The 24,901-nt window shown below is 71.0% G+C and carries 21 protein-coding genes and 1 pseudogene; 15 read left to right on the forward strand and 7 right to left on the reverse strand.

Translation table 11 applies throughout. The features are described 5' to 3' along the window. Positions 1-4 precede the first annotated feature (4 nt). Both RR1_RS02645 and RR1_RS02650 read left to right on the forward strand, forming a co-directional pair. On the forward strand, positions 5-1,873 hold the full coding sequence (locus RR1_RS02645) for a glycoside hydrolase family 15 protein (RefSeq protein WP_040772023.1): 1,869 nt from the start codon (positions 5-7) through the stop codon (positions 1,871-1,873). Further along, a complete protein-coding gene (locus tag RR1_RS02650; protein WP_010836292.1) occupies positions 1,870-3,198 on the forward strand; it encodes a glucose-6-phosphate dehydrogenase in 1,329 nt (442 codons plus the stop codon). Before RR1_RS02645 ends, RR1_RS02650 begins: the two co-directional genes overlap by 4 nt. Positions 3,199-3,217: 19 nt before the next feature. Here the strand turns inward: RR1_RS02650 and RR1_RS02655 are convergent, their stop codons facing one another. Continuing rightward, the gene (locus tag RR1_RS02655) at positions 3,218-4,021 is read right to left on the reverse strand and encodes a thioesterase family protein (protein WP_010836291.1); all 804 of its coding nucleotides are present in this window, start codon (positions 4,019-4,021) and stop codon (positions 3,218-3,220) included. A 238-nt stretch (positions 4,022-4,259) separates the two neighbouring features. On the opposite strand from RR1_RS02655, the gene RR1_RS02660 reads away from it, so the two are divergent. Further along, positions 4,260-5,111, forward strand: coding sequence for a tRNA (adenine-N1)-methyltransferase (locus RR1_RS02660; RefSeq protein WP_010836290.1), 852 nt, complete (start codon positions 4,260-4,262; stop codon positions 5,109-5,111). Positions 5,112-5,139: 28 nt separating this feature from the next. Here RR1_RS02660 and RR1_RS22765 read toward each other — a convergent pair whose 3' ends face one another. Continuing rightward, positions 5,140-5,655 (reverse strand): WKL family lipoprotein, encoded by a 516-nt coding sequence (locus RR1_RS22765; protein WP_040772022.1) that lies wholly within the window; start codon positions 5,653-5,655, stop codon positions 5,140-5,142. Positions 5,656-5,864: 209 nt separating this feature from the next. Here RR1_RS22765 and arc point away from each other — a divergent pair, with 209 nt between their 5' ends. Beyond that, complete coding sequence (arc, locus tag RR1_RS02670) at positions 5,865-7,634, forward strand: proteasome ATPase (RefSeq protein ID WP_040772021.1); 1,770 nt, start codon at positions 5,865-5,867, stop codon at positions 7,632-7,634. Between the two features lie 76 nt (positions 7,635-7,710). Here the strand turns inward: arc and RR1_RS02675 are convergent, their stop codons facing one another. From RR1_RS02675 to RR1_RS02685, 3 genes are read right to left on the reverse strand one after another with little or no spacing between them, the layout of a single operon-like run. Next, positions 7,711-8,217: an NUDIX hydrolase gene (locus RR1_RS02675; RefSeq protein WP_010836287.1), complete on the reverse strand. Its 507-nt coding sequence runs from the start codon at positions 8,215-8,217 to the stop codon at positions 7,711-7,713. A gap of 4 nt (positions 8,218-8,221) precedes the next feature. After that, positions 8,222-9,268 (reverse strand): MerR family transcriptional regulator, encoded by a 1,047-nt coding sequence (locus RR1_RS02680; protein ID WP_010836286.1) that lies wholly within the window; start codon positions 9,266-9,268, stop codon positions 8,222-8,224. 4 nt (positions 9,269-9,272) lie between these two features. Beyond that, on the reverse strand, positions 9,273-9,971 hold the full coding sequence (locus tag RR1_RS02685; RefSeq protein ID WP_010836285.1) for a HEAT repeat domain-containing protein: 699 nt from the start codon (positions 9,969-9,971) through the stop codon (positions 9,273-9,275). Positions 9,972-10,080: 109 nt separating this feature from the next. Here RR1_RS02685 and dop point away from each other — a divergent pair, with 109 nt between their 5' ends. From dop to prcA, 4 genes are all read left to right on the forward strand, one after another. Further along, on the forward strand, positions 10,081-11,580 hold the full coding sequence (gene dop / locus RR1_RS02690; RefSeq protein ID WP_010836284.1) for a depupylase/deamidase Dop: 1,500 nt from the start codon (positions 10,081-10,083) through the stop codon (positions 11,578-11,580). 215 nt (positions 11,581-11,795) lie between these two features. Then, on the forward strand, positions 11,796-11,987 hold the full coding sequence (locus tag RR1_RS02695) for a ubiquitin-like protein Pup (protein WP_010836283.1): 192 nt from the start codon (positions 11,796-11,798) through the stop codon (positions 11,985-11,987). Then, the gene (gene prcB / locus RR1_RS02700) at positions 11,984-12,862 is read left to right on the forward strand and encodes a proteasome subunit beta (protein ID WP_010836282.1); all 879 of its coding nucleotides are present in this window, start codon (positions 11,984-11,986) and stop codon (positions 12,860-12,862) included. The genes RR1_RS02695 and prcB overlap by 4 nt, the downstream gene beginning before the upstream one ends. Beyond that, complete coding sequence (gene prcA / locus RR1_RS02705) at positions 12,859-13,587, forward strand: proteasome subunit alpha (protein WP_010836281.1); 729 nt, start codon at positions 12,859-12,861, stop codon at positions 13,585-13,587. The genes prcB and prcA overlap by 4 nt, the downstream gene beginning before the upstream one ends. A 4-nt stretch (positions 13,588-13,591) precedes the next feature. Here prcA and RR1_RS02710 read toward each other — a convergent pair whose 3' ends face one another. Next, on the reverse strand, positions 13,592-15,130 hold the full coding sequence (locus RR1_RS02710; protein ID WP_010836280.1) for a bifunctional phosphatase PAP2/diacylglycerol kinase family protein: 1,539 nt from the start codon (positions 15,128-15,130) through the stop codon (positions 13,592-13,594). A gap of 96 nt (positions 15,131-15,226) precedes the next feature. Here RR1_RS02710 and pafA point away from each other — a divergent pair, with 96 nt between their 5' ends. The 7 genes and pseudogenes from pafA (at position 15,227) to RR1_RS02745 (ending at position 23,910) form a co-directional block, all read left to right on the forward strand. After that, positions 15,227-16,585 (forward strand): Pup--protein ligase, encoded by a 1,359-nt coding sequence (gene pafA / locus RR1_RS02715; protein ID WP_193746150.1) that lies wholly within the window; start codon positions 15,227-15,229, stop codon positions 16,583-16,585. Positions 16,586-16,655: 70 nt separating this feature from the next. Next, entirely contained in the window at positions 16,656-17,669 is a 1,014-nt protein-coding gene (locus tag RR1_RS02720; protein ID WP_010836278.1) for a helix-turn-helix transcriptional regulator, read from the forward strand. Continuing rightward, a complete protein-coding gene (locus tag RR1_RS02725; protein ID WP_040772020.1) occupies positions 17,666-18,685 on the forward strand; it encodes a helix-turn-helix transcriptional regulator in 1,020 nt (339 codons plus the stop codon). Before RR1_RS02720 ends, RR1_RS02725 begins: the two co-directional genes overlap by 4 nt. 105 nt (positions 18,686-18,790) lie before the next feature. Beyond that, entirely contained in the window at positions 18,791-19,063 is a 273-nt protein-coding gene (gene tatA / locus RR1_RS02730) for a Sec-independent protein translocase subunit TatA (RefSeq protein ID WP_071990674.1), read from the forward strand. 106 nt (positions 19,064-19,169) lie between these two features. Next, complete coding sequence (gene tatC / locus RR1_RS02735; protein WP_010836275.1) at positions 19,170-20,141, forward strand: twin-arginine translocase subunit TatC; 972 nt, start codon at positions 19,170-19,172, stop codon at positions 20,139-20,141. 138 nt (positions 20,142-20,279) lie between these two features. After that, positions 20,280-22,934, forward strand: a pseudogene (locus RR1_RS02740) (DEAD/DEAH box helicase). Between the two features lie 121 nt (positions 22,935-23,055). Beyond that, a complete protein-coding gene (locus RR1_RS02745) occupies positions 23,056-23,910 on the forward strand; it encodes a DUF4333 domain-containing protein (RefSeq protein WP_010836271.1) in 855 nt (284 codons plus the stop codon). Positions 23,911-23,922: 12 nt separating this feature from the next. Here RR1_RS02745 and RR1_RS02750 read toward each other — a convergent pair whose 3' ends face one another. Further along, positions 23,923-24,882, reverse strand: coding sequence for a 5'-3' exonuclease (locus tag RR1_RS02750; protein ID WP_010836270.1), 960 nt, complete (start codon positions 24,880-24,882; stop codon positions 23,923-23,925). Positions 24,883-24,901: the final 19 nt, after the last annotated feature.

Genomic DNA, 24,901 nt, shown 5'->3' on the forward strand with positions numbered 1-24,901 from the left:
GCCGATGCCCGAGTCGTTCCCTCCGTTCGCACCGCGTGACGGCCATCTCCCGCTCGAGGACCAGGCCCTGATCGGGGACGGTTCGACCTGCGCGCTCGTCGCGCGCGACGGCAGTATCCCGTGGTTGTGCCTGCCGAACTTCGACAGTCCGCCGATGCTCGCGGGGATCCTCGACGCCGAGCACGGCGGTGAGTTCGCCATCACACCCGACGGGTTGCGCGGAGGTCACCAGCGCTATCTCGACGAGACGGCGATCGTCGTCACGACACTCGCCGCCGAGGGAGGCGTCGTCGAGATCACCGACTGCATGCCGCTGCGCTCCGGTGCGGACCTCACCGAACTCGTCCCCGCCGCGCGCCACGAGTTGCTCCGGGTCGTTCGTGTGCTCACCGGCGAGGTCGACCTCGACGTGCGCTTCGCCCCGCGCGACCACATCGAGGTGCGCCGCCTCGCGGGTGCGTGGTCGGTGCGCTGGGCCGCCGACCGGGATCTGCCGCTGTCGTTGTGGTGCTCGCACGATCTGCGACCGGAGCCGGACGGCGCGATGCGCGGCCGGGTGCGACTGCGTGCGGGGGAGCAGCTCACCGTGACGCTGCACTGGTCGGGCAACGTGCGGCTGCTCGATCGGCTCGATCCGGCGGCGCTCGTGCAGCGCACCGCGCAGTCGTGGCGCGCGTGGCTGGGCAACGTGACGTACGAGGGCCCGCAGCGGGGCACGGACCTGCGGTCGGCGCTGACTCTCAAGATGCTCGATCACTCGTCGACCGGCGCGATCATGGCCGCGGCGACGTCGTCGCTGCCCGAAGAGGTGGGCGGAGTGCGCAATTGGGACTACCGCTACACGTGGGTGCGCGACGCTGCGTTCTCGACGTACGCGCTGCGCCGAATCGGGCTTCGCTCGGAGGCGGACGCCTTTCTCGCGTGGACACTCGAGTGCGCCGAGCGCGACGGCGGCCCGTCGATCATGTACGCGCTCGACGGCGGGCAGCCGCCCGACGAACGCGAGGATCCCGGCCTGTCGGGGTGGCGCAACTCCCGTCCGGTGCGCTGGGGCAACGGCGCCGCCGGGCAGGTGCAGCACGACGTCTACGGCGAGCTGCTCGACGTCGCCTACCAGTGGGCGCACGGAGGCGGTGCCGTCGACGGCGAACTGTGGACGACGCTGTCGTCGCTCGCCGATCAGGCGATCGACAACTGGCGCACCCCGGACCAGGGCATCTGGGAGATCCGAGACACGGGACGCCGATTCACGTACTCGGTCGGGATGTGTTCGGTGGCAGTCGACCGCGCGCTGCGCGTCGCAGACCTCACCGGGCACCGGCCCGGCAAGGGCTGGCAGCACGAGCTCGACACGATGCGCGCGGAACTCCTCGACCGTGCGTGGGACGAGAAGCGGCAGACCTTCACCGAGCAGCTCGCGGACGGCGACGACTCCGGCGACGACCACGGGCTCGACGCGTCGCTGCTCGCGCTGCCGCTGCGCCGGGTGATCGACTTCGACGATCCGCGCATGGTCGCGACGACGGCGGCAGTCACCGAACATCTCTCGGCCGGCGACGGGCTGCTGTACCGGTACCGCCACGACGAGAGTTCCGACGGGCTGCCGGGCACCGAGGGAGCGTTCCTGCTGTGCTCGTTCTGGTGGGTGGACAATCTCACCGGCCAGGGTCGGCTCGACGAGGCGCACGAGCTGTACGAATCGCTGTGTGCACGAACCAATCACGTCGGCCTGCTCAGTGAGGAGATCGATCCGGCGGACGGATCGTTCCTCGGCAACCTGCCGCAGGCGTTCAGTCACATCGGCATCGTCGCGAGCGGGCATCGGCTCGCGAAGGCGGAGCAGCGCCGCGGGAACGGCGGGGGTACGCGATGAGCACCGACTTCGTCCTGCTGGGCGGCGACGGTGATCTCGCGGGCCGACTCCTGCTCCCGGCGATCGCCGAACTCGTCGGTGCGGGACGGCCGTGCCCCGAGATCGTCGCCGTCGGCAGGAAGGAGTACGGCGACGACGAGTACCGGGCGTGGCTGGGCGAGGCCCTCGCCACCCACGGTGACGGCGACGAGGACGCCGCCCGGACGGTGACCGAGCACGCCCGCTATCGGAGTGCCGACGTCACCGACGCCGGCGCACTCGGCGAGATCCTGCGCGATCTGGACGATCCCGTCGTCTACCTCGCGTTGCCGAACGCGATCTTCGCCGACACGCTCCGGGCCCTCGCGGCCGCGGGAACCGGCGACGGCACGCGGATCGTCGTCGAGAAGCCGTTCGGCACCGACCGTGGCGACGCCCGCGACCTCAACCGGTTGCTGCACGAGATCCGGCCGGAATCGCACGTGTTCCGCGTCGACCACTTCCTCGGCATGAACACCGTCCTCGAACTGCTCGGTGCGCGCTTCGCGAACCGCGTCTTCGAGCCCGTGTGGAACAGCGAGCACATCGAGCGAGTCGACATCGTCTTCGACGAAGCGCTCGGTCTCGAGGGCCGTGCCGGCTACTACGACTCGGCGGGCGCGCTGCGCGACATGCTGCAGAACCACCTGCTGCAGGTTCTCGCGCTCGTCGCGATGGAACCGCCCGATGCGATCGACGCCGGTGAACTCGCCCGGCGGCGCGGCGACGTCCTGCGTGATGCGCGCGTCGATCTCGAGGCCCCGCACGTGAGGGCGCGCTACACCGCGGGGACGATCGGCGAGCGGGAGCTGCCCGCGTACGCGGACGAGGAGGGCGTCGATCCCGGCCGCGAGACCGAGACGTACGCGGAGTTCACGGTGCGCGTGGACACCCCGCGATGGGACGGCGTGCCGTTCCGGTTGCGGACGGGTAAGGCGCTCGCGACGGGGCGACGCGATGTCACGATCCGGTTCCGCCCACCGGAGCACTCGCCGTTCGACGGCGCTCCGGATCCGGACGAGCTGACCTTCCGGCTCGATCCGGACGGCGTCGTGCTCGCCGTGAACCTCACGCGCGGTGACGATCCCGAATCGCTCGCGCGCTGTGAACTCACCTACACGCCGCCGCCGGGCACGGCGTCCCCGTACGCGACCGTTCTCGCCGGAATCCTCGACGGCGACGGGCTGCTGTCGATCAGCGACGTCGAGGCCGAAGAGTGCTGGCGCATCGTCGAACCCGTCCTCCGCGCATGGGAATCGGGCGACGTGCCGCTGCAGACCTACCCCGCCGGCTCCGCCGGGCCGTGACGGCCGCCCGGCACGCGACTCAGCGCGAGCGGATCTGCACCGTCTGGGCGATGCGCGCCACCGGGCCCGCCTCGTCGTGGAGGACGCCCGCACACATCCCGACGCCGTCCGGACCCACGGACGTCTCGGCGGACACGCCCACCCACTCGCCCGTTGGGATGCGGTGGATGTGGACGGTGAGATCGGTGTTGAGGAACGTCCATTCGGACGGATCGAGCTTCGAGCCGACACCGTTCGCGATGTCCGCGACGGCGAACAGTCGCTCGAGCGCGGTCGGTGTCTCACCCTCGACGAGTGCGGGTGTCGGTCGCGCCCACACGATCCCGGGCCCGTCGGCACCGGGAGCGGCGATCCACCGCCAGTCGAGGGTCTCGAGGTATCCGGAACCCCACGCCGCCCACATGCCGCCCTCACGCCCCTCGTCCGGGCCGGGGATGGTGGCGTCGGCGGCGTTCGCGATCGCCTGCGTGTCGACCGTCGCCATGCGCCATCCGTGGGCCCGCGCGACCGCCCGCGCGTCGTCGCCGATCGTCCACAGCTCGGCGGTGAGGAGTTCGACGCGCCGACCCGGCCGCACGACGTCGACCCGCACCTCCAGATCGGCGACCGGCACCGGCCCGAGGATCTCGACCGTCACCCGCGTGAGCCGCACGTCGTCGCGGTCACCGGCGCGCTCGAGCGCGCGCACCAGCAGCGCGGACGGGGGAGCGCCGTGCTGCATCGTCTCGGCCCACACGCTCACCGTGCCCGTCGTGCTCGAGAAGCGCTCGTCCCCGGTGCCGGGAGCGGCGTCGAGCGGGCGGTAGTACGCGGACACGGGCATGGGACGGGCACCTCCGGGAGAGCTACGGACACGATCCGACCGATGATCGCATCACCCGGCGTGGCGCCCGTCACGGGCACCGGCCGGGGGCTGCGGGGGCGAGTGCGCCGCCCGGGGCCGAACCTGGCACGCTGGACGGACCGTGTCACCGGCGCCGCACCGCACGTGCGAGCACGCCGAGTGACGTTCACGGCCGTCCGCGATCGCGGCGTGCCGACACGATCGAGGAGCGACGAGCATGAACGGCCGCGAGACCCGCCCGAGCGGACCCTTCCGGGTGGGCGATCGAGTGCAGCTCACCGACGCCAAGGGCCGCAAGTACACGGTCGTCCTCGAGCCGGGCAAGGAGTTCCACACCCATCGCGGCGGAATCCTCCACGACGATCTGATCGACACCCCCGAGGGCTCGGTCGTGAACTCGACGAACGGCACGCCCTACCTCGCGCTGCGGCCGCTGCTCGTCGACTACGTCATGTCGATGCCGCGCGGTGCCCAGGTGATCTATCCCAAGGACGCCGCGCAGATCGTGCACGAGGGCGACGTCTTCCCCGGTGCCCGCGTCCTCGAGGCCGGTGCCGGATCGGGCGCGCTCACGTGCTCGCTGCTGCGGGCCGTCGGCCCCGGTGGTTCCGTCCGGTCGTGGGAGATCCGGGAGGACCACGCGGTGCACGCGGTCCGCAACGTCGAGACGTTCTTCGGTGAGCGGCCGGAGAACTGGGAGCTGGCGATCGGCGACGTCGCGGACTACGACGCCGCCGCCGGCGGACAGGTCGACCGCGTCGTCCTCGACATGCTGGCGCCGTGGGACGCGCTGCCCGCCGTCGCGAAGGCACTCGTGCCCGGCGGTGTGCTCGTCGTCTACGTCGCGACGGTGACGCAGCTCTCGAAGGTCGTCGAGGCGATGCGCGAGCAGGAGTGCTGGACCGAGCCGCGGTCGTGGGAGTCGATGGTGCGCGGCTGGCACGTCGTGGGCCTCGCCGTCCGTCCCGAACACCGGATGCAGGGCCACACCGCGTTTCTCGTGAGTGCGCGCCGGCTGGCCGAGGGCACCGTCACGCCGAAACCGCAACGCCGGCCCAGCAAGGGCTGAGCCGGCGTCGGAGGCGTGGGGTCGGGCGTCAGCAGCCGGCGCGCGCCATTCCGAGGAGGGCGCAGGTGCTCTCGTCGGAGACCTTCCACTCGCCGTCGGCCTCGACCCACGTCCACGGGGTCGGCGCCGCGGTGCCGTGCGGGCTCTCGACGGCGACGTCGGCCGTCGCGGTGTCGCCCTCGGCCTGGACGTCGGTGACCTCGAAGCCGACCTGGTAGTTCGTCATCGCCGCGGTCATCGCCTCGAGGTTGGGGCGACGTTCCTCGCCGTTCTCGACGACGGCGACCTTCGCGTCGATCGGCTGTGCCGGATCGGCGAGGAGGGTCAACTGGTCCTGCAGTTCCTCGGCGGTCGGCGCGTCGGCGGCCCCGGCGGTCTCGCCCCCGCCCTCTGCCTCGGTCTGGTCCGCGGTCGCGCTCGCAGCGGCGGCGCCGGTCGTCACGGTCGGGGCGCTCTCGGGCGAGGTGTCGGTGTCCTCGTTCGCGCATCCGGCGACGAGCAAAGCGGTTGCGGCGAGTGCGATCAGCGGCGTGCGGATTTTCACCGGTGCGGCCTTTCTCCAGTGCGGGACGCGCACCGTCCGGGCGCGCAGAAGGTGAGGCTAACATAACAAGCGTTCAACTCCCGGTGTCCCGATTCGCCGGTTCTCCCGAAACCGCCACCGCACACCGCGCGGATCGCAATGCTCGTGTCGAGCGGCACATCGAGGAGTGGGCCGGTAGCGTTGATAGATCACGCTGGGAGGAGACGCGCATGAGCCCGACAGACAATCCCGATCCGGTGGCGGTGGCACGAGAGCTCGATGCGGTGCGTGCGGAGAAACTGGCGCTGGAGCGTCAGCTTGCGCGATCGCCCGAACAGATTCGCGAACTCGAATCCCGCGTGGATTCGCTCACGACCCGCAATTCCAAGCTGATGGAGACCCTCAAGGAAGCGCGGCAACAGCTCATCGCGCTGCGCGAGGAGGTCGATCGGCTCGGTCAGCCGCCGAGCGGATACGGCGTCCTCCTCGGGGTGCACGACGACGACACAGTCGACGTGTTCACATCGGGACGCAAGATGCGCCTGGCGTGCTCGCCCAACATCGAGGCGAGTGCTCTGTCGCTCGGCCAGACGCTGCGGCTCAACGAAGCGCTCACCATCGTCGAGGCCACGGACTACGAGAGCGTCGGCGAGATCAGCACGCTGCGTGAGGTTCTCGACGACGGCCGCCGCGCCCTCGTCGTCGGTCACGCCGACGAGGAACGCATCGTGTGGCTCTCGCAACCACTCGCCGAGGCCCACGCGGAAGCGCTCACCGAGAGCATCGCCGACGAGGACGGCACGCGGCGACTGCGCCCCGGCGACTCGCTGCTCGTCGACACCAAGGCGGGCTTCGCGTTCGAGCGGATCCCCAAGGCCGAGGTCGAGGATCTCGTCCTCGAAGAGGTTCCCGACGTCGGCTACGAGGACATCGGCGGGCTCGGCCGTCAGATCGAGCAGATCCGCGACGCCGTCGAACTTCCGTTCCTGCACAAGGATCTGTTCCGCGAGTACGCACTGCGGCCGCCCAAGGGTGTGCTGCTCTACGGCCCGCCCGGCTGCGGTAAGACGCTCATCGCGAAGGCGGTCGCCAACTCGCTCGCGAAGAAGATCGCCGAATCGCGTGGCGAGGACTCGCGTGAGGCGAAGTCGTTCTTCCTCAACATCAAGGGCCCCGAGCTGCTCAACAAGTTCGTCGGCGAGACCGAGCGGCACATCCGGCTCATCTTCCAGCGGGCGCGCGAGAAGGCGTCCGAGGGAACACCCGTGATCGTGTTCTTCGACGAGATGGACTCGATCTTCCGCACCCGCGGCTCGGGTGTGTCGTCCGACGTCGAGACCACCGTCGTGCCGCAGCTGCTCGCCGAGATCGACGGCGTCGAGGGACTCGAGAACGTCATCGTGATCGGTGCGTCGAACCGCGAGGACATGATCGATCCCGCGATCCTGCGTCCCGGCCGGCTCGACGTGAAGATCAAGATCGAACGGCCCGACGCCGAGTCGGCCCAGGACATCTTCTCGAAGTACCTGACCGATTCGCTGCCGGTACACGCCGACGATCTCGCCGAGTTCGGCGGCGATCGCTCGCTGTGCGTCAAGGCGATGATCGACCGCGTCGTCGCACGGATGTACGCCGAGAGCGAGGAGAACCGCTTCCTCGAGGTCACGTACGCCAACGGCGACAAGGAGGTCCTGTACTTCAAGGACTTCAACTCCGGTGCGATGATCCAGAACATCGTCGACCGATCGAAGAAGTACGCGATCAAGTCGGTCCTCGACACGGGCGCGCCGGGCCTGCGCGTCCAGCATCTCTTCGACTCGATCGTCGACGAGTTCGCCGAGAACGAGGACCTGCCCAACACCACCAATCCGGACGACTGGGCCCGGATCTCGGGCAAGAAGGGGGAGCGGATCGTCTACATCCGCACCCTCGTCACCGGCAAGAACGCGTCGAGTTCGCGCGCGATCGACACCGAGTCGAACACGGGTCAGTACCTCTGACGCGAACGCCCTGAGGACGGCGCAGCGGCCCGGTCGGGAATCCGACCGGGCCGCTGCGCGTCTCACGCCTGCCGGGTCACCAGTCGGCGGACTCGAGCAGTGCGCGCGAATCCGGGACGAACGGCCACTCCGGATCGGCGAGGTGCTCGCGCAGCTCGCGGCGCGTCCACCACCAGCCGTCGGCGATCTCGGTGGACTGGTGGACGATCTCGCCGTCCCACCGCGCCTCGTACCCGAACAGGTGCACGCGCAGCGTCCGGTCGCCGGAGGCGCCCTGCCACACGGTGTGCGAGAACGGCAGGATCTCGACGCCCGCGACCCCGAGTTCCTCCTCGAGTTCGCGCAGCGCGGTCTGCTCGGGCGTCTCGCCGGGATCGACGACGCCGCCCGCGAGGCAGTCGTGCATGCCGGGGAAGACGGCCTTCGTGTCGGTGCGCCGATGCACGTAGATGCGTTCGGCGTCGCGCGACCGGAGCATCACTCCCGCACTCGCGTGCCACAGCCCTTCGTCGTACACCCGCGAGCGGGGTGCCTCGCCGACCGGTCTGCCCCGGTCGTCGTAGACCGACACCGTTTCGTCCATCTCGTCATCGTTGCACTCGGCTGCGCGACGACGACGCGCGGCGCCGGGAGCGGAGGATCGCCGCCGCGGTCGTCGACACCGTCCGGTCCGGGTCGCCGGTGAGCGCGGTGAGCGCCGCCACGGCCTCGTCGCCGGGAATCTCGGCGAACGCCTGCGTGATCCGCGACGCGGCGGAGGGCCCGGCCGCGTGAGCGAACGCGTCCTGCAGTGCACCGACGACGGCCTCCGGTGCGAGGGCGCCGCACGCCGCCGCGAGTCCCAGCGCTTCGGCGGCGCCGACGTCGCGGCGGCCCTCCGTCACCATGCCGACGAGAACGCCGAGCACGGCGGCCGCCGCGCCCGGTGGCAGGACGCCGCGCGACCCGAGGGCGAGCGCCGCGTCGTCGCGGATCGTGGGATCGCGGTCGGTGAGCGCACGCCCGAGCGCGGCCGTCGTGGCGGGGGTGTCGAGTGCCGCCACCGCGGCGACGGCGCGCCGGCGGACCGCCGCCGACTCCGAGGCCAGGCCGGCGGCGAGATCAGCGGCGTCCGCACCCGCTCGCGCGAGCGACCAGCGCAGCGCCCCTGCGACATTCGGGTCGGTCTCGGCGAGAACCGCCTCGACGAGCGGCTCCACCGGGGCCGGCGCCGTCTCGCCGGGGGAGAGGAGGGCTCGCTGCCGCACCGCCGCGGACTCCGACCCGAGGGCCCGGACGAGCGCGACGACGCGCAGCACGTCCTTCCAGTTCTCGGGGCCCGCGGCGTCGACCCGCTCCAGCCGTTCGAGCAGTTCCTCGTCGGCGGCGATTCGCCGGCGCGTGAGCCGAACCATTTCACCGACCAGCTCGGACGGGGTGAACTCGGGATCGTCGAGTGCCCTGGTGGTGTCCGCGAGCGAGAGCCCGAGCGTCCGCAGGCTCTCGACGTGCAGCAATCGGCGCAGATCGGCCGTCGAGTACTCGCGGTAGCCGCCCGACGTCCGGCCCGTGGGATGCACGAGCCCGAGAGCGTCGTAGTGCCGCAGCATGCGGACGCTGACACCCGAACGGCGCGACACCTCGCCGATCAGCACGAGCTCACCTCCCGTCGTCGCGACCGGGGCCCAGGGCGGCCGCTCGGCGCGCCCAGTGCTCCGACAGCGCGAATCCACTGTCGGGATCACGATAGAGCTGCAGCGTCGCCTCGGCGTGCGCTCGCACCCGCGGATCCCGACGCGTCGCGGCGTGCTCGACGACGGGGAGAACCGGTTCGCCGAGCGCGACGAGCGCGCGGGCGAGACCCGCCGCCGTCTCACGGTCGCCGCGGCCCAGCTCGTCTGCCAGTTCCGCTGCCAGCCACCCGTGCTGTTCCGGCGCCACGAGCGCGACGGCCGCCCGCCACGCGCTGCGCGCGGCGTCGTCGTCACGGTCGTGCAGCAGGGCCGTGACCGCGGGGAAGGCGGACGCGTCACCGATCTTCGACAGCGTGTGCAGGGCCTGGCTTCTCGCCTGAGCGCGGCGTGCGCCGAGCTCGTGGACCAGCAGCGGGACGGTCGTGTTCGGGGGGAGCCGGCACAGCGCCCACGTCAGCATGTCGCGGACGTAGAAGTCCGGCTCGGCGGCGCAGCGGGCGACGAGCGCGCGGGCCGTCTCGACGCCGGAACCGGGGCCGGGGTCGCTGCCGACGGCCAGCGCGGCACGCAGCCGGACCGACGCGTCCGGCGCGGCGAGCGCGGTGATTCTCGGGTCGGTGAGCGTCGGGTCGGGACGGGGATCGTGCGTCGTCACGGAAACCACCTCCTGGGCTGTGGCATCAGGGCTGTGGCGCCAGTCGATCACCTGTCACCGTGTGAGGGTCCAGCCCGTCGCGGGATGTATCCGTCGCCGACGCTCTAGGCTCGACTCCATGCAGCGGATCATCGGTATCGAGGTCGAGTACGGAATCTCTTCGCCCAACGAGCCTTCGGCGAACCCGATCCTCACGTCCACGCAGGCCGTCCTCGCGTATGCGGCGGCCGCGGGAGTGCCGCGTGCGAAGCGCACCCGCTGGGACTACGAGGTGGAATCCCCGCTGCGCGACGCCCGCGGATTCGATCTCGGCCGGCTCAGCGGCCCGGCGCCCGTCATCGACGCCGACGAGGTCGGCGCCGCCAACATGATCCTCACCAACGGCGCCCGGCTGTACGTCGACCACGCGCATCCCGAGTACTCCGCGCCCGAGGTCACCGATCCGCTCGACGCCGTGATCTGGGACAAGGCGGGCGAGCGCGTCATGGAGGCGGCCGCCCTCCACGCGTCGAGCGTGCCCGGTGCGCCGAAACTGCAGCTGTACAAGAACAACGTCGACGGCAAGGGTGCCTCCTACGGCACCCACGAGAACTACCTCATGTCGCGCGACACCCCGTTCACCGACGTCATCGCCGGGCTCACCCCGTTCTTCGCGTCGCGGCAGGTCGTGTGCGGATCCGGGCGCGTCGGGCTCGGGCAGCACGGTGACGAGCCCGGTTTCCAGCTCTCCCAGCGCGCCGACTACATCGAGGTCGAGGTCGGCCTCGAGACGACCCTCAAGCGGGGCATCATCAACACGCGCGACGAGCCGCACGCCGATGCCGACAAGTACCGCCGCCTGCACGTCATCATCGGCGACGCGAACCTCGCGGAGACCGCGACCTACCTCAAGGTGGGCACCACCGCGCTCGTGCTCGATCTCATCGAGGGCGGGGTCGACCTCACCGATCTGGCACTCGCCCGCCCGGTGACGGCCGTGCATCACATCAGCCACGACCCGTCGCTGCGCGCGACGGTCGCGCTCGCCGACGGCCGGGAACTCACGGCGCTCGCCCTGCAGCGCATCTACCTCGACCGCACCTCGAAGTTCGTCGACGCCCGCGGCGAGGACGACCGGCGCGTCACCGACCTGCTCGAGACATGGGCGCACGTCCTCGACCTGCTCGAACGCGATCCGCTCGAGACGGCGCACCTGCTCGACTGGAGCGCCAAGCTGCGCCTGCTCGAGGGCTACCGCAGCCGCGAGGGCCTCGGCTGGGCCGCGCCGAAGCTGCACATGATCGATCTCCAGTACTCGGACGTCCGTCTCGACAAGGGCCTCTACAACAGGCTCGTCGCGCGCGGGTCGATGGAGCGGCTCGTCACCGAGGCCCAGGTGCTCGACGCCGTCCAGAACCCGCCGACCGACACCCGCGCCTACTTCCGCGGCGAGGCGCTGCGGAAGTTCGGCAGCGAGATCGCGGCGGCGAGTTGGGATTCGGTGATCTTCGATCTCGGTGGCGATTCGCTCGTGCGCATCCCGACCCTCGAACCGCTGCGGGGCAGCAAATCGCACGTCGGCGAGTTGCTCGAGTCGTCCGAGACCGCTGCCGAACTCGTCGATTCGCTCACGAACTGACGGCAGGCACGCGGCAGCGGCCTTGCGCCGTGGGCGAACACGCGGCGTCGGTCCGCCGCGTGCCCGCCGCCCCGTGAGTAGGGTGAGGGTCCGGGCGGTCTCCGCCCGGACGGCCGGACGCGCCACGCGTGTCGCCGGGCCGGGTGATGGTGCGGAAGTGTTCCACCCGTGAGGGTTCGCTTCGCGGGACGCTTCCCCGAACGAGGAGGTCGGTCATGGCGCAGGAACAGACCAAACGTTCCGGTGGCGGAGACGACGACGAACCGACCGGCGACGGCGCCGGTGGTCAGGAACGGCGCGAGAAGCTCGCCGAGGACACCGACGATCTGCTCGACGAGATCGACGACGTCCTGGAGGAGAACGCCGAGGACTTCGTTCGCGCCTACGTTCAGAAGGGCGGCCAGTGACGGCACAGTCTCCCGGCCTGCCGCTCGGCGAGACGATCTCGGGCGCCTCGCACCTGTCGTCGTTCTTCGAGCACGTGCGCGCCCATGCGCCCGAACTGCTGCCGGGGCATCGTGCCGGCGCCCAGAGACGGAGCGAGACGATGGACTCCGGCGACCTCGCACCGCACGGCACCACGATCGTCGCGCTCACTTTCGACGGTGGCGTGATCATCGCGGGTGATCGCCGTGCCACGCAGGGCAACCTCATCGCGAACCGCGACATGGACAAGGTCTACGCGACCGACGACTACTCGGCCGTCGGCATCGCCGGCACCGCGGGAATCGCGCTCGAGATCGTGCGGCTGTTCGCGGTCGAACTCGAGCACTACGAGAAGATCGAGGGCGTTCAGCTGACCTTCGACGGCAAGGCCAACCGGCTCTCGTCGATGGTCCGCGGCAACCTCGGCGCCGCGATGCAGGGACTCGCTGTGGTGCCGCTGCTCGTGGGATTCGACCTCGACGCCCGCGAGCCGCGTACAGCGGGACGCATCGTGTCATACGACGTCGTCGGCGGCCGCTACGAGGAACGCTCGGGCTATCACGCCGTCGGGTCCGGGTCGCTGTTCGCGAAGTCCTCGCTCAAGAAGCTCTACCGGCCGGGCGGCGACGAGGAGTCGGCGCTGCGTGCGGCCGTCGAATCGTTGTACGACGCCGCCGACGACGACTCCGCGACCGGTGGTCCCGACGTCACCCGCGGCATCTACCCCACGGCGATCAGCGTCACGGCGAGCGGTTCCGCGCAGATCCCGACCGAGCGCCTGTCGGGGATCGCGGGCGACGTGATCGCCGAACGCACACGAACCCGGCAGAACGAGGAAGGGGGTACGCCGCGATGACGATGCCGTACTACGCATCCGCCGAGCAGATCATGCGTGATCGCTCGGAACTCGCGCGCAAGGGAATCTCCCGCGGCCGCAGCGTCGTCGTGCTCACCTACGCGGACGGCGTGCTGTTCGTCGCGGAGAACCCCTCGACCGCCCTGCACAAGATCAGCGAACTCTACGACCGCCTCGGCTTCGCCGCCGTCGGCAAGTACAACGAGTTCGAGAACCTGCGCCGCGCGGGAATCGTCCACGCCGACATGCGCGGATACTCGTACGATCGCCGCGACGTCACGGGCCGGTCGCTCGCCAATGCGTACGCGCAGACGCTCGGCACGATCTTCACCGAGCAGCCCAAGCCGTACGAGGTGGAGATCTGCGTCGCCGAGGTCGGCCGGCAGGGCGGCGATCCGCAGCGGCAGCTGTACCGGATCACCTACGACGGCTCGATCGTCGACGAGAAGGACTTCGTCGTCATGGGCGGTGCGACCGAGCCGATCGTCGCCGCCATGCGGGAGTCGTACACGGCGGGCCAGGACCTGCGTGGCGCACTCGCGACGGCCGTGGGGGCCCTGGCCCGCTCCGGCGGCGACGGCGAGTCGCGCAGCCTCGACGCCCTCGAGGTCGCCGTGCTCGACCAGAACCGGCCGCGCCGCGCGTTCAAGCGGATCGGTGGCGCCGCCCTCGACGAGCTGCTGCCCGCCCCGGCGGCGGGCGCCGGGACCGGCGAGCCCGGCTGACGCGTCAGCCGGGCAGGGCGCGGTAGACGGTCAGCGAGCGGGGACACGAGCGGAACTCGAACGCGGTGGCGTCGCCGTCCGCTTCGCCGTCGGTCGCGAGTGCGACCGACGGCCCCGCGACGGTCACGGCGACCGCGGGCACGAGATTCCGCTCGTAGACGCGGGACGTGCCGAGGGTTCCTGTCAGTGCCGCACCGAGCAGCCGCGTCCGCGACAGCCGTCGATCGGCGCGGAGATAGCGCAGGTCGAGGACGCCGCCGCTCATCGCGGGCCGGTTCATCGGGACCTGATCCCCGGGGGAGTAGCGGCCGTTGCCCACGAACAGCATCCAGCAGGCGGTCGGACGCCCGTCGATCGTGACGTGCAACGGCTCGGCCGTCCGCAGTACGCGTGCCATCGCGAGGGCGGCGGCCGTCCACTTCCCGAGTCGCGGTTCCCACCGCTGGCGCAGCCGGACGGCGTCCGGATAGCCGCCGAGACTCGCGGTGTTGACGAACAGCCGTTGCTCGTTCCCGTTCTCGTCGCGTTCGGGGTGCTCGGCGGCCCGGACCTCGGCGAGATCGACGGCGAGGGCCGTTCCCGCCGTCACGGCCTCGGCGACGTCGGTGACGTTCGTGGCGCCCGCGTCGCGTGCGAAGTGGTTGAGCGTCCCACCGGCGAAGACCGCGAGCGGCAGATCGTGCCGTACGGCGGCGGCCGCCGCGGCCGCGACGGTGCCGTCGCCGCCGCACACTCCGATCGCCTGCGGCCGCTCTCGGCGGATCGCCGCGTCGAACTGCTGCCCGAACGGTTCGTCGCCGCCGAGGTCGACGACGGTCGCGGCGGGCAGCAGTGAGCGCACCCGCTCCATGATCTCGCTCGCGGTGCCCGCACCGCTGTTGTCGAGCACCAGCAGTCCGGCGCCGTCGGGAAGGGCCGGGACGTCGCGCTGCGGTCCGAGTTCGGCCGGGTCGTCCGAGCGCACCGCCCACCACCTGCGGGTCCCGATGGCGATCCCCGCGCCGACCGCCGCGCCGACCGCGACGTCCGACGGCCAGTGGACACCGTTGTGCACCCGCGAGTAGGCGACCGCGGCCGCGAGCGGCGCGACGACGGCACCCGCGAGCGGCGACTCGAGTGCGACGCCCGTCGCGAAGGCGGCCGCCGAGGCCGCGTGACCCGACGGGAACGACGAGGACGTGGGCATCCGCACGCCGCGGCGCGGGTTGCGCCAGATCCGCGCGGGTGGGCGTCGACGTGGGAAGACGGGCTTGAGGAGGCCGTTCGCGACGGCGCTGGTCAGTGCCGTCGCGACCAGGCCGCGTACGGCACCGCGCCGGGCCTGTGTGCCGAACAGGGCGACTCCGCCCGCGACGCCCCACCACAGGACGCCGTGATCGGCGGCGCGGCTGAGGGTGCGCATCGCGGTGTCGACGTTCGGTGCGTGCAGGCCCGCGCTGCGCTCGGCGAGGGCGCGATCGCGCGAGCGCGCCCAGCGGAGCAACGAGTACGGTCCGGCCGCGTGCGGGGCGACCGCGGCGGTGGGGCGTGGTCCATCGGTCACGCCGCAACCCTATGTCCGAGAACGCCGATCGCGGGGATCCGGCCGCCACGGCCGCGAACACCGGATGATCGGCGACACGCGCGGTAGTGTCGAATCGTGCAGCGACGAATCATGGGAATCGAGACCGAGTTCGGTGTCACCTGCACCTTCCACGGTCACCGTCGGCTCAGCCCGGACGAAGTGGCGCGGTACCTGTTCCGCCGCGTCGTCTCGTGGGGCCGCAGCTCCAACGTGTTCCTGCGCAACGGGGCGCGCCTGTATCTCGACGTCGGCTCGCACCCGGAGTACGCGACGGCCGAGTGCGACGACCTCGTCCAGCTCGTCACCCACGATCGCGCAGGCGAACGCGTCCTCGAGGAACTGCTGATCGACGCCGAGCAGCGGCTCGTCGAAGAGGGCATCGGCGGCGACATCTACCTGTTCAAGAACAACACCGATTCGGCGGGCAACTCGTACGGCTGCCACGAGAACTATCTCGTCGCGCGGGCCGGCGAGTTCTCCCGCATCTCCGACGTCCTGCTGCCGTTTCTCGTGACGCGCCAGCTGATCTGCGGCGCCGGGAAGGTCCTGCAGACGCCGAAGGCCGCGACCTTCTGCCTGTCGCAGCGTGCCGAGCACATCTGGGAGGGCGTGTCGTCGGCGACGACCCGCTCGCGCCCCATCATCAACACGCGCGACGAGCCGCACGCCGACGCCGAGAAGTACCGGCGGCTGCATGTCATCGTCGGCGACTCGAACATGGCCGAGCCGACGACGATGCTCAAGGTCGGCAGCGCTGCGCTCGTCCTGGAGATGATCGAGGCGGGCATTCCGTTCCGGGACTTCGCGCTCGACAACCCGATCCGCGCGATCCGCGAGGTCAGTCACGATCCGACCGGGCGGCGGCCGGTGCGGCTCGCGGGCGGGCGGCAGGCAAGTGCGCTCGACATCCAGCGCGAGTACCACGCGCGCGCCGTCGAGCATCTCGGCAACCGCGAACCCGATCCGCACGTCGCGCAGGTCGTCGACCTGTGGGGACGCATGCTCGACGCCGTCGAATCGCAGGACTTCGCGAAGGTCGACACCGAGGTCGACTGGGTGGTCAAGCGCAAGCTGTTCCAGCGGTATCAGGATCGCTACGATCTCGAGCTCGCCGATCCGAAGATCGCCCAGCTCGATCTCGCGTATCACGACATCAAGCGTGGCCGCGGCGTGTTCGACGTGCTGCAGCGCAAGGGACTCGTCAAGCGCGTGACGGAGGACGACGCGATCGACGAGGCGACGTCGACGCCGCCGCAGACGACGCGCGCCAAGCTCCGCGGCGAGTTCATCGCCGCGGCGCAGCGTGCCGGACGCGACTTCACCGTCGACTGGGTGCACCTCAAGCTCAACGACCAGGCCCAGCGGACGGTCCTGTGCAAGGACCCCTTCCGCTCGGTCGACGAACGGGTCGAGCGGCTCATCGAATCGATGTGACGGGGCGATCGACCGGTTTCGCCGGATCCGGGTGCGGTGGGCAGGGACGTTCGCCCTATAGGCTGCCCGAGTGGCGACGAGAACCGACAAGGTCGAGCGATTCCTCAACCTCGTGATCTGCCTGCTGTCGACCCGGCAGTTCCTGTCCGCGGACCGCATCCGCGCGTCGGTGGCCGGCTACGACCGCGACGGGAGCGACGAGGCGTTCAGCCGCATGTTCGAGCGGGACAAGAACGAACTGCGGGATCTGGGTGTACCGCTCGAGACGGGACCGGTCTCGCGGACGTCCGCCGTCGAGGGCTATCGCATCGATCGCACGGCGTACGAACTCGCCGACATCGACCTCACCAGTGAGGAGGCGGCCGCCGTCGCGGTCGCCGTCCGGCTGTGGGATTCGCCCGAACTCGTGTCCGCGGCGCAGAGCGCCGTCACCAAGCTGCGGTCCGTCGGAGTGCAGGTCGAGGCCGACACGTCGGCGGAGTCGATGACGGCGCTCGCGAGCCGCGTCCGCGGCGCGGAGCCCACCCTCGACACGCTCATCGGCGCGATCGACGCGGGGCGGCGCGTGACCTTCGACCATCGCAGCTCGCCCGCGGCGCCGCTGCGGACCCGCACCGTCGAGCCGTGGGGTGTCGTCACCGCGAACGGCCGCTGGTATCTCGTGGGCCACGACGTCGACCGCGACGCGCCACGCACCTTCCGGCTCTCCCGCATCGTCGGCGACGTCACGCCGACCGGCGCGCGCGGGGCCGTCCACCGGCCCGACGGCGTCGACCTGCGGGCGATCGTGCGCGAGGCGACCGCGTCGGCCGAGCCGGCCACGGCCCCCGCACGCGTGTGGGTCGCCGACGAACGGGCACACGAGCTGCGCAGGCTCGGCACCGCCGCGGGCGAGCAGGTCCTGCGCGGCCGCACCGGGACCGTGCTCGCGATTCCCGCTCGCTCGCTCGGGTGGCTCGCGCGCACCATCGCGGGATACGGCACCGACGCCGTCGCACTCGATCCACCCGAGCTGCAGAACGCCGTCGTCGAGGAGTTGCGCGGGGCCCTCGCGGCGCCGGGCGGAGAGGTGATCGCGCGATGACTCGTCCCGCTGCCCGAGGGGGACGCCTCGGCCCTCGGCTGACCCGCCTGCTCAACATGGTTCCGTACTTCCTCGCCCACCCGGGGATCAGCGCCGAGACGGCGGCCGCGGAGTTCGGTGTCTCCGTCGACCAGCTCATGACCGACCTCAACCAGCTGTGGGTGTGCGGGCTCCCCGGATACGGGCCGGGCGATCTCATCGACCTGTCCTTCTCGGAGGAAAGCATCGAGGTGACGTTCTCGGCGGGGATGGACCGGCCGCTGCGGCTGACCTCCCGCGAGGCCACGGCACTGCTCGTGGCGTTGCGCTCGCTCGTCGAACTGCCCGGCACCGTCGATCCCACGGCCGCTCAACGTGCGATCGCGAAGATCGAGGACGCCGTCGGTGCGGCTGCCGCGAGCAGGGCGAGCCTGCCCGTCACGGCTCGCGCCACCGAGAATCCCCCGGCCGAGAATCCCACGACGGCAATCGTGCGCGGTGCGCTCACCGCCGGGCACGCCCTCGCGCTGACGTACTACTCGGCGTCGCGTGACACCGTCACCGAACGGACCGTCGATCCGATCCGGATCGTCGTCGTCGACAACACCAGTTATCTGCAGGCCTGGTGCCGGTCCGCGTTGGGGGTCCGGCTGTTCCGGTTCGACCGGATCGACGCCGCACGCGAACTCGACGAGCCCTCGGCACCACCGGAGACGGCGCGCGAGGCGGGCGAGAGCCTCGACCTGTTCGGCGACCACTCGGCGGTCCCGCGCGCGACGCTGCGGCTCGCGCCCGGCAACACGTGGATGCTCGACTACTACCCGATGGATCCCGTCGCGACGGGGGAGGACGGCAGCCTCACCGTCACGATGCCGTATGCGAACGCGGACTGGATGACGCGCTTCGTCCTCGGGTGCGGCGCGACCATCGGTGTGATCTCGCCCGCAGATCTGGCGGCCTCGGTCCGTGCCGCGGCGACCGCCGCGCTGGAGTTCTACGACGCCGCGCCCGGTGACGGCGGTGGGGCAGCGCGCTGACGCCGTCCGTCCGCCACGCCCGGGAGTTCGCGGAGCGCACACCGAGATGCCGTTCGCCGCGACTCCGGTAGCATTCGGATCGACCAACATTCTGGAGGTTTCATCATGGGAGCCATGAGCCCCTGGCACTGGGCCGTCGTCATTCTCGTCCTGGTCATCTTCTTCGGATCCAAGAAGCTGCCCGACGCCGCTCGCGGTCTCGGACGCTCGCTGCGGATCTTCAAGAGCGAGGTCAAGGAGATGACCAACGACGACTCGTCGAGCCACGACAAGACCGACAGCGCACGTCCCGCGCCCGCGCCGCAGTCCGAGATCACCGAGCGTCCCGCGCCCGCTCCGGTCTCCGAGGCCGACCGCGCCGAACACCGCTCGGCGTAGCGTCCGACGCCACCGGCAGGTACCGGAACGCCACACGGCGGTCCGGTGATACCCGCCCGTCCACAACCGTCCCCACACCAGGATCGCCCGACCACCAGGATCAGACGTGCGCATTCCTTTCGATCTCCGCACCAGCAGGCGGCGGACGAACCCCGACGGCACGATGTCGTTGGTCGATCACCTCTACGAACTGCGCACCCGGCTGCTGTGGGCACTGCTGGGCGTCGTCGTCACCACGGCGTTCGGTTTCTTCTGGTACTCCCATCAGATCCTCGGGATCGAAAGCCTCGGCGAGATCCTGCGCGGACCGTACTGTGAACTCCCGCCCGAAGCCCGCGCCGACCTCTCGAACGACGGCACGTGCCGGCTCCTCGCGACGGGCCCCTTCGAGCAGTTCATGCTCCGTCTCAAGGTTGCGCTCACCGCGGGCATCGTCCTCGCGTGCCCGGTGTGGCTCTATCAGCTGTGGGCGTTCATCACGCCGGGCCTGTACTCCAAGGAACGCCGGTACGCGATCGGCTTCGTGACGTCCGCCGCCGTGCTGTTCGTCGGTGGCGCAGTGCTCGCCTACTTCGTCGTCGCGAAGGCGTTGCACTTCCTGTTGACGATCGGCAACGAAGTGCAGGTCACCGCACTCAGCGGCGCCGAGTACTTCAGCTTCATGATCAACGTGCTCGTCATCTTCGGCGTGAGTTTCGAGATCCCGCTGCTCATCGTCGCGCTCAACGCCGTCGGCGTCCTGCCGTACGAGAAGCTCAAGGCGTGGCGGCGCGGCATCATCTTCGCGCTGTTCGTCTTCGCCGCGATCGTGACCCCGGGCCAGGACCCGTTCACGATGACGGCGCTCGCGCTCGCGCTGACCGTGCTCGTCGAGATGGCGATCCAGATCGCCCGCATCGGCGATCGCCGCAAGGCCCGCAAGGTCGTCGAGGAGTGGGGCGCTGTCGACGACGACGCCGCGTCGCCGATCGATGCACCCGCCCCCGTCGACGCCGCGACGGCCACGGGGCCGGCCGGTCCTGTTCGCCGTCCGACCGGAGCCAACACGCCCGGCCAGGACTTCAGCGACACCCTCTAGCGACACGAGCCGGCGCGGGTGGGCCGCTGTGCCACCACCGCGCACGCGCTGTGACACCCTCGAGGAGTGAGCAGCGAGCGATCCGTGAGCACCGACCCGAGCGCCGTCTCGTCGCCCGGACCCGAACTGGACGACTTCATGCGCGGCCTCGGGTTCGAGCTCGACTCGTTCCAGCGCGCTGCGTGCCAGGCCCTCGAACACCGGCACGGCGTCCTGGTGTGTGCGCCGACCGGTGCCGGCAAGACCGTCGTCGGCGAGTTCGCGGTGCATCTCGCACTCGCGTCCGGCCGCAAGTGCTTCTACACCACGCCCATCAAGGCGCTGAGCAACCAGAAGTACGCCGACCTCACCGAGCGATACGGCCCCGAACAGGTCGGGCTGCTCACCGGGGACACGAGCGTCAACGCGGGCGCTCCCGTCGTCGTCATGACGACCGAGGTGCTCCGCAACATGCTCTACGCCGAGTCCGACGCGCTGCGCGGGCTCTCGCACGTCGTGATGGACGAGGTGCACTTCCTCGCGGACCGCTTCCGCGGCGCGGTGTGGGAGGAGGTCATCCTGCATCTGCCGGACGACGTGCGCCTCGTGAGCCTGTCCGCGACCGTCTCCAACGCGGAGGAGTTCGGCGCGTGGATGGAGACGGTGCGCGGTGACACGACCGTCGTCGTCGACGAGCACCGGCCGATCCCGCTCACGCAGCACGTCCTCGTCGGCCGGCGCCTGTTCGATCTCTTCGACGCACGGGCGAGCGGTCAGGGGCGGCGGCGCGAACTCGTCATCGACTCCGACCTCGTCCGTTACGTCGAGCAGCGCGAGAGCACCGACCGCGAACTCGCGTTCGGGCGACGCGGTGGGTATCGGCCGCCGCCCCGGCCCGAGGTCGTCGCCCGACCGACGAGGCGGGCCTGCTGCCCGCCATCACGTTCATCTTCAGCCGCGCCGGATGCGACGCCGCCCTCGCCCAGTGCAGCCGGTCGTCGCTGACCCTCACGAGCGAGGAGGAGCGCGTCCGGATCCGGAAGATCGTGGATCGGCACACCGCCGAGCTGCCGCGCGAGGATCTCGACGTACTCGGCTACTCGGAGTGGCGCCGCGCGCTCGAACGCGGGTTCGCGGCCCATCACGCCGGCATGCTGCCGGCGTTCAGGGAGACCGTCGAGGAGCTGTTCGTCTCGGGCCTCGTGCGCGCGGTCTTCGCGACCGAGACGCTCGCGCTGGGGATCAACATGCCGGCACGCACCGTCGTCCTCGAGCGGCTCGTGAAGTTCAACGGCGAGACGCACGCCGACCTCACTCCGGGGGAGTACACGCAGCTCACCGGCCGCGCCGGGCGGCGCGGTATCGACGTCGAGGGGCATGCCGTCGTGCTGTGGCAACCCGGCATCGACCCCACCGAGGTCGCCGGGCTCGCGTCCACCCGCACGTTCCCGCTGCGCAGCTCGTTCCGTCCCGGCTACAACATGTCGATCAACCTCGTCGCCCGCATGGGCGCGGCGCGCTCGCGAGTGCTGCTCGAAAGCTCGTTCGCGCAGTTCCAGGCCGACCGTTCGGTCGTCGGTGCGACAAGGACGATCGAACGGAACGAGGCCGCACTCGCACAGTTGCACGACCAGCTCGAGCACGCCGACGTCGACTTCCTCGAATACGTCGACATCCGCGACCGGCTCGGCCGCCGTGAACGCGAACTCGAACGCGAGGGCAGGAACGAGCGGCGCGACGTCGCCGCGCGCTCGCTCGCGACCCTGCGGCGCGGTGACATCGTCGCGATCCCCGTCGGCCGCCACAAGGGGCTCGCCGTCGTGGTGACGCCCGCCCGCGACGACGACGATCCACGCCCCGTCGTCGTCACCGCGGAGAAGTGGTCGGGCCGGGTGTCGGTGGGCGACTTCCCCGAACCCGCGCACGCGCTCGCCTCGATGCGGATTCCCCGTCACGCCGACCCGCGGACCGGACGCGGCCGCCGCGACATCGCCGCGGCGCTGCGATCGTCGGGGGTGCATCCATCGCGACGGCGAGCCAAGAACCGACGGCGCGCCGCCGACGACGGCGAGGTCACGATGCTGCGCAAGCAGCTGCGTGCCCACCCGGCGCACACGCTGCCCGACCGCCGTGAGCTCGACCGGATCGCCGACCGCTACATCGCACTGCGCCGCGAGACCGACAACGGCAGGCGCCGCGTGGCGGCGACGACGAACTCGCTGGCACGCACCTTCGATCGCATCGTCGCGCTGCTCGGCGAACGCGGCTACATCACGCCCGGGGACGGGTCGACGCCGGAGACCACGCCGAGCGGTGATCGACTCGCCCGCATCTACTCCGAGAGCGATCTGCTCGTCGCCGAGTGTCTGCGGCAGGACGCGTGGCAGGGACTCGAACCCGCGGAACTCGCTGCCGTGGTCTCGACCGTCGTCTACGAGTCGCGCCGCGACGGCGACGGGGCCGCGCGCGACGACCGCGGCCGTCCACTCCGCACTGCGCGACACCGTGCGCGTGTGGCACGACCTGCGCTCGGACGAGCTGTGCCACCGCCTCGATCCGACGCGCGAACCCGATCCCGGCTTCGTCGGCGCGATCCACGCGTGGGCGAGCGGCGGCACCCTCGTCGACGCGCTGACGGCGGCCGACGACGGCCCGCGCGGGCTGTCGGCAGGCGACTTCGTGCGATGGTGCCGTCAGGTGATCGATCTGCTCGAGCAGATCAGGACGACGTCCGGCGGTGACGCCGTCGGCAAGGCAGCGGGACGTGCCGTCGCCGCGATCCGGCGCGGCGTCGTCGCCCTCGACCAGAACTGACGCCAGAACTGACGACGGTGCGCCGACGTGTGATTGGATGCGGACCGAGGGGGGACTCGGGTCGTCCGAGCGTGCCGCGGGATCCACGAGCGGCACGGACCCGTAGAACGAAGGAGAGACGATGACCGGCCCGAACGGACCGCAGGATCACGACGCCCAGTGGAGCAGGCAGTTCGGTGCGTCGCCGTCCGAACCGGAGAACTCGGAGTCGCCGCGGCAGGAGGGTGAGGACGACACGCCGCCGTCCGGGGGACAGCCCACGAGCGATCCCTCCGCCGGTCCGCAGTCGGGGACACCCGAGCAGCAGCACACCGGATACCCGCCGCCCGGGCAGTATCCGCCGCAGTACCCGCAGTACGGTCAGCAGCCCTACGGTGGGCAGCCGTATCAGCAGCAGTACCCCGGTGCCGGATACCCCCAGCAGCAGTATCAGGGCCAGCAGTATCAGGGCGGCCAGCAGTATCAGGGTCAGCCGTACCCCCAGCAGCAGTATCCGCAGCAGCCGTACGGGACTCCGCCGGGCTGGGGCGGTCCGGAGTACGGCACTCAGGCGCCGCAGTGGGGCGGCCCGCCGCCCGGTCCGTGGGGGCAGCAGCAGCCGGGGCAGCTCGGTGCGCCGACCGATCCGAACTCACCGGAGTGGGCCGCGCCCCCGAAGAAGACGAGCCGCGGCATCGTGATCGCCGCGATCGTCGGTGTCGTCGTGCTTCTCGCGGGTGTGGCCGCCGTCGTCGTCATGGTGCTCGGCGGTGTCGGCCGCACGCTCGATCAGGCGGCGGCACAGGAAGGCGTCGCGCAGATCGTGACGCAGGCGTACGGCGCGCTCGACGTCTCCGACGTCAGCTGCCCGGCAGGCCAGCGCGTCGAAGAGGGCGCGAGCTTCACGTGCGAGCTCACCGTCGACGGCGAACCCCGCACGGTCACCGTGACGTTCACCGACGACGAGGGAACATACGAGGTCGGCCGCCCGCAGTGACGACCGGCGGAGTCACTCGCCGTACGCGGCGAGTGCCTTCACGAGTCTCGTGACGGTCGACTCGATCCCCAGTTCGGCCGCGAGCGCCGTGAGCGCGTCCGGCTCGGCGGGGGCGGCCGGCAGCGTGTCGGGCCCCGACATCGAGACCGGTGCGTCGCGCCGGACTCGGACCACGGGCAGTGCTGCGTCGAGATAGTCGGCGGCGGCGGTCAGCTTGGCGCGCTGCCCCTTCGCCAGCGGCGACTCCGGGTCTGCGACCGCGGCGCGCAGCGTGTCGAGGCTGCCGTACGTCGACAGCAGCCCCGCCGCGGTCTTGTCCCCGACGCCGGTGACGCCGGGCAGGCCGTCCGACGGGTCGCCGCGCAGCAGCGCGAGTTCGGCGTACGTCTCGCCCGCACGCTCGGCGGGAATCCCGTACTTCGCCGCCACCTCGGTCGGACCCATCAGCTCGGCCTTCGCGAGTCCGCGACCGACGTAGAGCACCCGGACGGGCAGCGGCCGATCGGTCACGACCTGCAGCAGATCCCGGTCACCGCTGACGACGACGGTCGTGTCGCGGTCCTCGTGCGCCGCGAGCGTGCCGAGGACGTCGTCGGCTTCGCAGTCGGGTGCGCCCGCCGTCGCGATTCCGGCGGCGGCGAGCGCCGCCATGATGTGTTCGACCTGCGGCGGCAGGGTGGGCGGAACCTCCTCGACGAGCCCGTCGGTGCCGGCGAGGACGCGGTGCTCCTTGTACGACGGCACTGCCGCGACGCGGAAACGTGGCCGCCACGCGACGTCGAGACACACGACGAGGCGATGCGGTTCGAGGCGCGTCACGAGCGAGGTCACCATGTCGAGGAAGCCGCGCACGGCACCGATCGGCTCGCCGCCGGGGGAGCGGAGCGAATCCGGCATCGCGTGGAAGGCCCGGAACCACAGGCTCGCGCCGTCGAGTAGTACGAGCGGTCTGCCGTCGGGATGCGCACTCATGCGCTCATCCTGCCAAACG

The organism is Rhodococcus rhodnii NBRC 100604 (assembly GCF_001894925.1).
Lineage (GTDB): Bacteria > Actinomycetota > Actinomycetes > Mycobacteriales > Mycobacteriaceae > Rhodococcus_F > Rhodococcus_F rhodnii.